This is a genomic window from Alteromonas sp. MmMcT2-2 (genome assembly GCF_022348305.1).
Taxonomy (GTDB): Bacteria; Pseudomonadota; Gammaproteobacteria; order Enterobacterales; family Alteromonadaceae; genus Alteromonas; species Alteromonas macleodii.
In genome coordinates this window covers 22,291-34,165 of record NZ_JAKRFA010000038.1, presented here as the reverse complement: position 1 = coordinate 34,165, position 11,875 = coordinate 22,291, and the positions used below count along the sequence as shown (strand labels likewise).

General features: G+C 46.0%; 11 protein-coding genes. 6 read left to right on the top strand and 5 right to left on the bottom strand.

The features are described 5' to 3' along the window. Positions 1-135 precede the first annotated feature (135 nt). Both MHM99_RS17130 and MHM99_RS17125 read right to left on the bottom strand, forming a co-directional pair. Entirely contained in the window at positions 136-519 is a 384-nt protein-coding gene (locus MHM99_RS17130) for a GGDEF domain-containing protein (RefSeq protein ID WP_049588467.1), read from the bottom strand. Then, entirely contained in the window at positions 498-764 is a 267-nt protein-coding gene (locus MHM99_RS17125) for a hypothetical protein (protein WP_049588468.1), read from the bottom strand. The genes MHM99_RS17130 and MHM99_RS17125 overlap by 22 nt, the downstream gene beginning before the upstream one ends. Before the next feature lie 184 nt (positions 765-948). Between MHM99_RS17125 and MHM99_RS17120 the strand changes: the two genes are divergently transcribed. Next, positions 949-1,881 carry an AEC family transporter gene (locus MHM99_RS17120; protein ID WP_049588469.1) on the top strand — a complete coding sequence of 311 codons (933 nt, stop codon included), beginning with the start codon at positions 949-951 and terminating at the stop codon, positions 1,879-1,881. 144 nt (positions 1,882-2,025) lie between these two features. On the opposite strand, the gene pedF is transcribed toward MHM99_RS17120, so the two are convergent. The 3 genes from pedF to MHM99_RS17105 form a co-directional block, all read right to left on the bottom strand. Beyond that, positions 2,026-2,523, bottom strand: a complete 498-nt coding sequence (pedF, locus tag MHM99_RS17115) for a cytochrome c-550 PedF (RefSeq protein ID WP_014950662.1) — start codon at positions 2,521-2,523, stop codon at positions 2,026-2,028. 293 nt (positions 2,524-2,816) lie between these two features. Next, entirely contained in the window at positions 2,817-4,604 is a 1,788-nt protein-coding gene (locus MHM99_RS17110; RefSeq protein ID WP_197047979.1) for a PQQ-dependent methanol/ethanol family dehydrogenase, read from the bottom strand. A gap of 294 nt (positions 4,605-4,898) precedes the next feature. Next, positions 4,899-5,798, bottom strand: coding sequence for an ABC transporter substrate-binding protein (locus MHM99_RS17105; protein ID WP_049588471.1), 900 nt, complete (start codon positions 5,796-5,798; stop codon positions 4,899-4,901). Positions 5,799-5,982: 184 nt separating this feature from the next. Here MHM99_RS17105 and MHM99_RS17100 point away from each other — a divergent pair, with 184 nt between their 5' ends. Genes MHM99_RS17100 through MHM99_RS17080 form a run of 5 tightly spaced genes read left to right on the top strand, consistent with a single transcriptional unit; the run spans position 5,983 to position 11,657 of the window. Then, on the top strand, positions 5,983-7,332 hold the full coding sequence (locus MHM99_RS17100; RefSeq protein WP_231514324.1) for an ABC transporter substrate-binding protein: 1,350 nt from the start codon (positions 5,983-5,985) through the stop codon (positions 7,330-7,332). Next, entirely contained in the window at positions 7,329-8,306 is a 978-nt protein-coding gene (locus tag MHM99_RS17095; protein WP_168463002.1) for a PQQ-dependent catabolism-associated beta-propeller protein, read from the top strand. The genes MHM99_RS17100 and MHM99_RS17095 overlap by 4 nt, the downstream gene beginning before the upstream one ends. Further along, positions 8,297-9,019 carry an ATP-binding cassette domain-containing protein gene (locus MHM99_RS17090; RefSeq protein WP_049588476.1) on the top strand — a complete coding sequence of 241 codons (723 nt, stop codon included), beginning with the start codon at positions 8,297-8,299 and terminating at the stop codon, positions 9,017-9,019. Before MHM99_RS17095 ends, MHM99_RS17090 begins: the two co-directional genes overlap by 10 nt. Next, the gene (locus MHM99_RS17085; RefSeq protein WP_049588477.1) at positions 9,019-9,801 is read left to right on the top strand and encodes an ABC transporter permease; all 783 of its coding nucleotides are present in this window, start codon (positions 9,019-9,021) and stop codon (positions 9,799-9,801) included. Before MHM99_RS17090 ends, MHM99_RS17085 begins: the two co-directional genes overlap by 1 nt. Further along, positions 9,798-11,657 carry a leucyl aminopeptidase gene (locus MHM99_RS17080; RefSeq protein WP_053103828.1) on the top strand — a complete coding sequence of 620 codons (1,860 nt, stop codon included), beginning with the start codon at positions 9,798-9,800 and terminating at the stop codon, positions 11,655-11,657. Before MHM99_RS17085 ends, MHM99_RS17080 begins: the two co-directional genes overlap by 4 nt. The last annotated feature ends 218 nt before the right edge of the window (positions 11,658-11,875 follow it).

Here is an 11,875-nt window from a genome sequence, read left to right as displayed (position 1 = left end):
AGTCCTTTAACTTAGCCCGCTAGGCTTGCAGGACTGTTTCGCGATTAAAAGGCTTCCATTTAGACCAAAATTCGTACACCAAAGGTCAACAGGCCCTAGATACTTCCCTTTATTTCTCCTCTTGGTTATTTTCTCTTATTCTGAATCTTCCTCCCAAATCACCACTTTGTTTCGACCTTTTGCTTTCGCTAGGTACAAGGCTTGGTCTGACTGTTTAATGAGAACATTTATATCCTCTTCGCCTGGCGAGGTTCCTGCCACACCTATACTTACTGTCACTCGTATGAATTTGTTGATGTCGTGGGTGAAAAGGTGTACGCGGAGATTCTTGGCAATTTGCTTGGCGTAATGCACCCGAGTATGGGGCAAAAATACCAAAAACTCTTCTCCGCCCCAGCGAAAGGTAATGTCAGAGCCCCTAACTTGCCCTTTAATTTCTTCAGCGACTTTTATTGGGCTATTTTTAGCAATATGAGTAACAAGAACACTATATGAATCTAATTCAACAGCCCCCCCCAAACCGTGTTACCAGTGAGCCCATAACGAACGCGCCCATTAGTATTTTTTATAAGTGTATTCTGCTGATATTTAGTCAGGATGTCTTCAGCAGTAAGCTGACTACCTTCCTCGTAATACATCCACAGCTTGTCGTTAACTAACTGCATTTTATCTAAAGACGCAGTACTTTTAGCGTAAGCGTGAGAGAGCCCGCCCCACAAGCAATTAACTATTACAAAACCAACAAATAAAAGAAGTGCTTTCATACATCAATTCTTTTGAATAGGGGCTTTTGAACACAGGGCTAGCTTTTGTATCGGCACCCCTTTCTTATATAAATATTAAGTTACGCTTATCAAAACCGTTTGTGAATAGGTTAAATTCATCAATATTCTACAAATGCGTTTTTGTGTTGTTTCGTTTCCACATGTAAAGGCTTACGTATCTTTTATGCTTAGTTTTATTACCAGCACGCTGATTCCTGTTTTGATCCTTCTGTTAATGGGATGGCTATTTTTTCGCATTAAATGGCTCAATGAAGGGTTTATAGAAGCTGGATCTAAACTGGTATTTAACGTTGCGCTCCCTGCGCTGTTATTTTTATCGATAGCGCGAGCAGACTTTTCTAAAGCCGCCAACCTATCACTGATAGGCGTTGGGGTTATGGGCACGCTCATTGTTTTTGCCGCTCTGATGATTACCTCTCATCTGACCGTACATCCGTACAAAGCCAGAGGTGTGGTTGTACAAGGCGGTTTCAGAGCCAATATGGGCATTATTGGCCTTGCTTATTGTGCCAATACCTATGGGCAAGAAGGGCTTGCTGTAGCCTCGGTCTATATGGGGTGTATTACTATATTGTTTAACGTATTGTCTGTCTTTGTTCTTAATTTTTATCAAGGCGCGTCGCGTTCTTTATTGGGTCAAGTTACTGGCATGGCGAAAAACCCGCTAATTCTTTCTATCGCGGCAGCGCTCCCCTTCTCTTACTTCGAATGGCAATTGCCCACCACCTTGATAAAAACCGGTGAATACTTTGCGCAGCTAACACTGCCACTTGCACTTATTTGTACCGGTGCTTCCCTACAGTTCCGCTCATTCTCCAGTGACTGGTTTAACATTGTGCTTAGCACAACCAGTAAATGCGTGGTTTATCCCACTATATTAGTCGCGTTTGCCTATGCTTTTGGATTTAGAGGTATGGAGCTGGGCATTGTTCTTCTTCTCGCCATTTCACCTACTGCTGCAGCAAGCTATGTCATGGTTAGAAACTTAGGCGGTGATTATCGTTTGGCGGCAAGTATCATCGCAGTGAGCACATTGGCATCTTTGCCTATTACCGCCCTCGCCTTTGGAATATTAAGTAAACTACAGCTAGTGTGATGAAAATATGTCTTTGTTAAGCACATTTTAAGTTTATAAACAGTGAAGAGTGAGGCTATTGATGTAGTGTTGGACGTTATTGGAAACGAAAAGCGCCGGGTAACTCGACGTTAACCCGGCGAAAAAGGCGTAACAGACGTCGCCCTAATCTGCTTCTATCTCACCCTCTTCAATAGCCACAACGCGACGTGCTTCAACGTAGGTTTTAATAGCCCAAAGTGTCTCTTGGTCTAAGATAGGATCGGTTTGACCTTCAGGAATGCCGCCAAGTGCAGGCATGCCTTTCGCCGAGCCAAAACGCAAGCGCTCAACGAACCATTCGTCGTCTTCAAAGCTTTCTGGGTCGAGTTCACGAAGGTCTGGGTTTATTCCGCCAGACTGCGCGTGCAAGCCGTGACAACCTGCACAGTTATTTGCATAAGCGGACTCACCAAACTTGATGACCTTCGTTTTGGTTTCTTCATCAAGGCTTCGATATGGGTTTTCAAACACCCAGCCATTTTCAGACTCATCGCCATCAGTGATTGGCGGCATAGCTGAGCTATCTGCTCCTTGAGGGATAACATTTCCATGTGCAAGCACGTGGCCAGACAAGCCAGTCACCACGAGTGCCGCAAACAACATCGATATTTTTGTTTTCATAATTCATACATCCTCAAAAGACTATGAATTAAGTATACGTACGAGGAAATAAGGGGTAACTCTACTTTGGTTTTGAAAGGCTCCTCCTTTGGTAGGAGACCACAATGATAGCCACTGAAAGCGCAAACTTTACCGTTGCTGCTTCAACGTTAGTGCTAGAGTCAGAGTCGAAATAACGCCCATAAGAATAATGCAGACTTATCTTGACAACAGGTAAATGAATAGATGATAAAAAAGGCCAGCGCACGAAGGCGCTGGCCATGTATTAATCACTATTTACCGCTCAGCTAAGGTTAGTTTTTTGCCACCTGCTGATAGCGCTTGGGTAATTTAAACGTCCACACGGTGCCGCCTTGGTTGAAGTGCTTCACGCGTTTTGCAACTTCACCGCCCCATAATGGCACTGCGCCGCCCCATCCAGATAGTACAGAGATGTACTGCTCACCATCCATTTCCCATGTCACTGGAGAGCCAACAATACCTGAGCCAGTTTGAAACTTGTAAACCATTTCGCCGGTTTTGTCGTCAAAGGCCATAAGATAACCTTCAGGGTTACCGGTCCAAACCAGACCACCACCTGTAGTTAACACGCCGCCCCAAAGTGGAGAGAAGTTGTTATAGCGCCAAACGGTTTTACCTGTTTTGGGGTCAATCGCTTTAAGTACGCCAATAAAGTCCTCATTCACTGATTTAATGGTGAAACCTGCACCTAGGTACGCTGCACCTTTCTTGTAAGAGGTAGGCTCGTTCCAGATATCCATTTCCCATTCGTTTGAAGGAACATAGAAGAGTTCAGTATCCTTTGAATAGGCCATTGGCATCCAGTTTTTACCACCTAAGAACGCAGGGCGAGCGACAACCTGTGCACCTTGTTTACCATCAGCTGATTGCGCTGGGCTTCCTGGGCGATTTTCGTCAACGTAGATAGGTCGACCTTTTTCATCCAGTCCCTTTGCCCAGTTTAATTTATCAACAAACGGGAAGCCGCGGATAAAGTCACCGTTTTCGCGGTTAAGGACGTAGAAAAAGCCGTTTCTGTCGGCGGTTGCCGCCGCTTTCACTGTCTTGCCGTTTTCCTGGTAGTCAAACGAGATAAGCTCGTTTACGCCATCGAAGTCCCAGCCATCGTGTGGTGTGGTTTGGAAGTGCCACACAATTTTTCCTGTATTAGGGTCAATAGCTAAGCGCGACGACGAGAAGTAGTTATCGCCCGGACGTAGGTGAGAGTTCCACGGTGCAGGGTTACCCGTACCGAAAAATAGCAAGCCTGTATCTGAGTCGTAAGTACCACCTAGCCACGTTGCTGCACCACCGGTTTTCCATAAATCAGCAGGCCATGTTTTACCTGGTGCGCCGCCTGAAATACCATTTTCGGTTTTCTTACCGTCTTTCCATAAGTACCCCATGTGCCCTTCAACGGTAGGTCTAACCCATAGCTGTTTGCCAGACTTCGCGTCGTAAGCATACACTTTACCGACGATCCCGAACTCACCACCGGAAATCCCTGTAATGACTTTTCCGTCAACTACAATAGGCGCTGCAGTAATGGCGTAGCCCGCTCGGTAGTCTTCAACTTTTTTCTTCCAAACAGTTTTTCCCGTGTCTTTATCCAGTGCTACTAACTTGGCATCCAAGGTGCCAAATATGACCAGATTATCGTAAAGCGCAACGCCACGGTTTATCACGTCACAGCAAGGCATAATGCCGTCGGGCAAACGCGCTTCATATTGCCATAGCTCTTCACCAGTTCTCGCATCGATGGCCCACACACGAGAGTAAGATCCGGTTACATACATCACACCATCTTTTACCAGAGGCTGCGATTCTTGACCCCGCTGCTTTTCACCACCTAATGAAAACGCCCACACAGGACGTACTTCTTCTACTGTATCGCGGTTAATGGCGGTTAACGGGCTATAGCGCTGAGCTTTCAAGCCCATTCCATACGTCACTACGTCGTCAGTGGTAACGTGGTCATTTTGAATATCTTTGTCGGTGACAACAGCATGGACAGGAGTTAACGCACTTGCACAAACCAGCATAGATAGGGCAAGTTTTTTAATTGGCATATTATTATTCATAACGGTTCCTAGTTGCATGTAGGCCATAAATGGTCTGTTTCAGACTATTCGTTAGGATTAGCATAGCTAGGGGGGATGTCGATGCCTATGCAACAGCGGAGTGATTTGACTCCTCCTTTAGGAGGAGGAATGAAGGGCTATTTTCCCTTTTGATCAATGCCTTTACGCTTTCACGTCTTTTTAAAGAAATGCGTTCTTCCAATATTGATAGCAGTGATTAAGATAATAAAGCTGATGGCCACAGAAGTATTGCCTAAAGTGCTTTCGTTCTGAACGCTATCGTTCAGAGTGCGCTTATTCTGAAAGCTCTTGCCCCGCAAAATAAGGCGGCATCTCATAAATGGTTTTGTATTTCTCAAATAACCGTTGCATATCACCCTCTACCACCATTCGCGTAATTACATCACCAATTTCATAGCCAAGCGCGCGATAATTAGTATGAACAGCAAGTCCTATGTCCCACTTTTGCTTTCCAATGAGCGGAAACGCGTTGCTTGCAAGGCGATATTGCTCATTATCGACAAACTGACTGAGGTAGGATATTTGCGAGCGCAATCCCATTACCGCTTCGACGGTTCCTGCTTTCATTGCGTCAATCGCTTCTGCGTTTGAACCATAGTGCGATGTTTTTTCTCGCAACCGGCCGCCAAACGCTGACGTTAAGTAAAAGTGGGGAATGCTGTCTATTTCCGCACCAATCGTGTGATACTGAAACATGCCCATGGTTTCCACTTCGGGCAAAGTGTGCGTGTTGTGAATGATTTGCCAGCTTTCACGCTGATAAGGGGCAAACATATGAACAAGCTCATTAACCAACAAGCCCACGTCGTCACGTTTTTGAGAAAAGCTTGGGTCGTAAGGCGCGCGCATCATCACATCAGCCTTAATTCGGTGGATAATATGGCCCTTCCATAGGTAATTTCTGAAATCGTCCTCTGTCGTTTCACCTGGTGTCATCCATATCAGTTCTAGCTCAACACCAAGGGCGCTCGCGATTTCACGGGCGATATCAATATCAATACCTGTGGGGTTGTCGTTTTCAATAAATGAAAATGGAGGATAGTCGGTGTACACCGCAATTCTAATTAAACCGCTGTCTTTAATATCGTCTAACGATCTTGCTTCCCCGAACGCAGAAACCGTTATCAGGCAGAGTAAAATGAAAATAACTCGAAAAGGTTTAACTAACTGCACAGCTTACCCACTTATTCAATCGAACTTCTTAAGCATACTAAGGGGTTAGCGTGATTTTACTAATGCTACTTTAGCGCCATAGCATTCCTCCTTTAGGAGGATGTTCTTCGGGAAAATTGCCATATACCCTTATGTCAGACAAACACATATCAGCAAAAGCATGCAGCTGAGCTCAGGGTGGTATATGGCAAAGGGTGTAAAAAGCACGGTTGAAAGACGATTAACCGGTAAGCGCTATCAAAAGTGTGTAGCGTCACTTTTTTGCTGCGTTCTGTTGTCGTTTTTAAACAGCGCGCTCGCATTTAATGAAGCGCAATCTTCTCAGGCCCAACAAGCTGCACCACAGGCCTCTTTTGCCACTATTGTGGTCATTTACATAAAAGTTGCGGGCACATCTCCACCAGGCACACCAGACTATTTAAAGTCCCCCAGCAATGAGGGGACAGCTGGCGCAAGTGTGGCGATAGAGGATGCCAATATCACGGGAAAATTTCTTGGTTATCAGTTTGAGTTAACTGAAATCAGTGTGCCTTCTATCGGCGAACTGCAAGCTTCTTTAGCTAAAACACGTAAGCACTCTGGTTCAAGTGCTAACACAAATCACAAAGAAATAAGCAGCAATCAGCAAGGCAACATTGCACCCGTTGTACTACTGGACATGCGAAGCAGTGATAAGGTAAAGGCTGCCTCAATTGAGCAGTTGATTGCCAATATTCAAAGCACGCTTCCTAATGCCGTATTTTTTAACGTAGCTAATAGCGATGATTTGCTGAGACAAAATTCATGTCGCCTGCCCTTGTTTCATACAATCCCCAGTTATCAGATGAAAGCCGACGCGCTAGCCCAGTGGTTTCGCACTAAGCGTATTGACGAGATATTTGCAGTTTACGGAAAAACCGCTGACGATGCTGCATACCTAGCCGCGTTTAAACGCAGCGCTAAAAAATTCAAGCTTTCACTTGTTGAAACTAAACAGTGGCAGGACAGTTTTGATTTACGCAGGGCTGCCTTTGCTGAAATTCCTCAATTTACGCGAACAACCGAAACCTATCAGGCTGTTTTTACCGCCGATAGCGCGGCGCAATTCGCGTATAGCCTACCCTTTAACACCTATTATCCCGTACCTGTGGTAGGTGCTGCCGGCCTAAAAGCTCTAGGTTGGCATTTTACCCACGAACAATGGGGCGCCCGTCAGCTTCAAAGCCGTTTTAACGACGGGTTTAACAGACACATGAATGAAGTCGACTTCGCCGCGTATCTTGCGGTAACGGCGGTGGCAAATGCTGCGCAGCAAGGAAGCGATTTAACGCAGCAGGGAATACTTAAAACCTTGCTTAGCGACCACTACACGCTGGGTGCCTATAAAGGCCGCCCTCTTTCTATTCGCCCCTACACCCACCAATTTCGTCAGCCTATTGCGCTGGCCCACGAAGACGCATTGGTGACTCATGCGCCCCTTGAAGGCTTTTTGCACCAAACCAACGAACTGGACACATTAGGCGCAACACACACTACCTGTAAGGACAAGTTATGAGCTATCGCTTTGCACTCTTGCTTGGCAGTTTAATGGCAAGCTTTGCACTTCCTCAAGCCTTTGCACTTCCTCAGGCGTATGTCACTAACGAAAAAGACAACACGCTATCTGTCATTGATATGACGACATTTGATGTGGTTGAAACTATCGAGGTTGGAGAGCGACCCCGAGGGTTTATTTTAAGTGCAGACCAGTCCCACGCGTATATCTGTGCCTCTGATGCTGATCGCATTCAAATTATGGATTTGTCTACCCATTCCATAGTGGGCGATCTTCCCTCAGGTGCAGATCCTGAAACCATAGCATTACATCCTAACGGCACCACTATTTACACAGCTAATGAAGACGATGCCCTTCTTACTGTTATCGACATTCCAACGGCTCAGGTCATTTCTCAGATAGATGTAGGCGTAGAGCCTGAGGGGCTGGCTGTGAGTCACGACGGCAGCATGATGGTAGTCACATCAGAAACCACTAACATGGTGCACTGGATAGATACCAAAACGCACGAAAATATTGCAAATAGCTTGGTTGACGCAAGACCCAGAGATGCTCACTTTACCAGAGATGACAAGTACCTTTGGGTAAGCTCGGAAATAGGTGGAACCGTTAGTATTTTCGAAACTGCTACTAAGCAAAAAGTGAAGACCCTTTCCTTTGCCATTAAAGGCGTTTATCGCGACAAGGTTCAGCCAGTGGGTATTGTGCTTATGAAAGATAAACCCTACGCCTTCGTGGCGCTTGGCCCAGCGAATCGCATAGCGGTCATCAATACCGATACCTTTGAAGTGGAAGACTACATTTTGGTTGGGCGACGAGTGTGGCAATTAGCGTTTAACCAAGATCAGTCTTTATTGCTGACCACTAACGGTGTAAGCGGTGATGTTTCTGTCATCAATACCCACACGTTAAACGTAGAGCATACGGTAAAAGTGGGGCGTTACCCTTGGGGCGTGGCGGTTAAATGGAAATAGCGGTTCAGGCGGTTTCACATCAGTACGGCGGCCATCACGCGCTGGACAATATAAGCCTTTGCCTAAAACCAGGCTTAACCATGCTGCTTGGGCCAAATGGCGCAGGCAAAAGTACCTTATTTGCGCTTATTACGGGCCTTCAAAAACTCACGCAAGGCAGCATTACCTTTGATGGTGCTACACTGTCTCAATCTCGCACAAGTATTATGGCGAAAATGGGCGTGGTATTTCAGCAAAGTACCTTAGATATCGACCTGTCGGTAAAACAAAATTTGTCCTACTTTGCTTCGCTCCACGGCATAACTACCACTTGCGCGCTATCTCATATTCATGGCCTGCTCGACGAGCTCGATCTTACGAGTAAGCTCAACACAAAAATTCGCAACTTAAATGGCGGGCACAGACGTCGGGTCGAGTTAGCTCGGTGCCTTATTCACAAGCCATCCTTGCTGCTACTAGACGAGCCTACCGTTGGCTTAGATATAGAATCCCGTCACCTTATTTTGCGGGTAGTACAAGCACTCGCTCATTCCCAAAACGTAAGTGTACTGTGGGCCACGCATTTATTCGAAGAAGTGAAGCACAACAACAATCTGATAGTCTTATCAAAAGGGCGAGTGTTAGCCCACGACCAATGTGAAGCGTTGTTGGCCAAGTATCATCAACAAGATATTGAGCACCTTTGGCAGCATTTGATGCAGGAAGGCTCCTGATGTATTGGCGCTGTTTTGTGGGCGTACTTACCCGAGAGATGCTGAAGTTCTGGCAGCAACGTACACGCCTGTTAAGTGCATTGGTGCGCCCGCTGCTTTGGCTATTTGTTTTTGCCGCAGGGTTTCGTTCGGCCCTCGGTCTTTCAATGACCGAGCCTTACGAGAGTTATATTTTGTACGAAGAGTACATTGTACCTGGGCTTGCCGCCATGATTGTGCTTTTTAATAGTATGCAAAGTTCATTGTCCATGGTGTACGACAGAGAAATGGGCAGCATGAAAGTACTGCTGTTAAGCCCGGTTCCCCGCCCTTTTCTGCTAGGCAGCAAGCTTATAGCCAACACCTTGGTAAGCGCTATTCAGGTGTACATCTTCTTTGCCTTTGCGCTTTTACTGGATGTACGCCTATCTGCGTTGGGATACGTTTATGCGTTGCCTGTTATTGCGCTACTGTCATTGTTTTTAGGTTCGTTAGGACTATTACTGGCAAACTATATTAAGCAGCTAGAGAACTTTGCCGGGGTCATGAATTTTGTCATTTTCCCGTTGTTCTTTCTATCAAGCGCCCTATACCCGCTTTGGAAAATGCGTGAGGCCAGCGAATGGCTGTATCAGATTTGCGCCTTTAACCCCTTTAGTAGCGGCGTAGAATTACTGCGATTTGCGCTCTATGAAAAACTCGAACACAACGCGCTAGCCGTTGTACTTTGTCTTACGGCTATCACTTTTATTTTGGCTGTTAGAAGCTTTCGCCCCAAAGCCTCAAAAGGGCGCTTCTCGTGATAAAAGCAAACCTAACCTGGGCTAATGAAAGCAATAAAGTTGAAACGTTAGACGATAGTGACTGCTTACTTATTTTAACTACGCCCGAGTTATTAGCGAGCCAACTCTTTCACTTTTCAACACCCGCTAAGACATACATTGAGCAGGTTTTTGACGATGAAGGTTTTGCAGGAAATAAAGGCCAATGTGTATTAGTACAAGGCCTTAAGGCGTTTAAAACAAGTTACATCTCAGACACTGAAAACAGCGGAAAAAACAAAATTAGCCAACAATTAGCTGAAGTAAAACGGGTACTGTTTTATGGTGTCGATTTTGCGCTTTTTGAAGCGTCAGATACACCCAACGTCTCTAGCTGTGCCTCGACTTTATCTAAAACTAATGACCCTTCCATGGTTAACCGCTCAAGCTACGCTAGCGATTCAAACTCCGCGTTTTATTCGAAAAGCACTAGTGACTTGAAGCAAACTAACGCGCCAGCATTTCGCTACTTAGAACAGCAGTTCGATGCATTGTTTAAAAAGCTTAAAAGCTTGTCGGTAACCTTGGAAAAGCTGGCGTTAATGGCGCTTTCTACCACTGAAACAGTAAGCAGCGACCCTGTTAACACCATTGCGAGCCACTCGCAGTTTCTGAGTGCGCTACTTAGAAGCAATTTCAAGCACGGCTATCACTTTAAGGGCTATAAGACGAATAATCGTTCGGTTTCTAGCAGTCGAGCCCGCGACGACAACAACAACGCAAATAGTGTTGAAAAAAACGCCGCAACTAATGAAGCAATTAACCAAGCAACTGATATTAGGGGCACGCTGTCTCTTGCATTAGATGCCAAGCATTTTAATAAAGCACAAAAGCGTCTCGTTTCACACACTATCCGCTATGAATCAGCCCTGAATGCCGCGATGACGTGGGCTAAAGATCTCGCCCACATGCCAGCCAACTTATGTACGCCAGATTATCTGGCCGAACAAGCTCTGCATCTGGCGCAAACCTTTAATACGGTGTCTTGCGATATCCTCAATGAAAGTGCGCTAAAGCAGTTAGACATGAACGGGTATTTAGCGGTAAATGCAGGTTCACAGTTTGCTGCCACCATGCCTATTCTTCGCTATACAGCCAAAGGTTTAGAGAATTCACCGCCGGTAGTGTTAATCGGCAAAGGCGTAACGTTTGACAGCGGCGGCATAACGTTAAAACGCAGCCCTGATATGCGCCATATGATTTACGACATGGCAGGCGCTGGCTGTGTATTGGGCGTCATTCAGGCGGTTGCCACGCTGGGGTTAAATATAAATATTATTGGTATTGTGGCGAGCGCCGATAATGCGATTGATGGCAAAGCCTATCGCCCGGGTGACATTATCACTATGCACTCAGGAAAAACCGTGGAAGTCATGAGCACCGATGCAGAAGGGCGTATGCTTATGGCCGATGCAATCAGCTACGCGAAACAGTTCACCCCCTCGGTTATTATTGATATTGCAACCCTAACCGGCGCAGCCATTAGCGCACTGGGGCACAAAGCCACTGCGCTTTTTAGCAACGCTCCAGCGCTTGAAAGTGCGTTAGTTGAAGCGGGTGAACTGGCTAACGACAGGTGCTGGCCTTTCCCACTTTGGCCAGAATATCAAGACGCCATTACCTCTCAGCACGCGGATATGATGAATACGGGTATAAACTCTCCCGGTGCTATTTCGGCAGGCTGCTTTCTCTCTCGCTTTGCTGACGGCACCCCGTGGGCTCACCTCGATGTGGCAGGAACCGCTTTTACCTACACCAAATCTTTATCGGCAACCGGCCGCCCTATTCCTCTGCTGTTATCTTACTTAAGCAGCTGTGCTATCAAAAATAATCAATAAATCATCAAAATTCATGACAGTTCTCCTCCCTTAGGAGGATATCTGTTAACACATATTCAACATATACTCAGTCATGCGTTTAATCATAAAGAAGAGGAACAATTATGTGGACTAAACCCCAATACACAGAAATGCGCCTTGGTTTTGAAGTAACTCTTTACATCAATAACCGCTAGGCAACGCCCTCTGGGATGATGAACAAAAAGGCTGCCGACGCA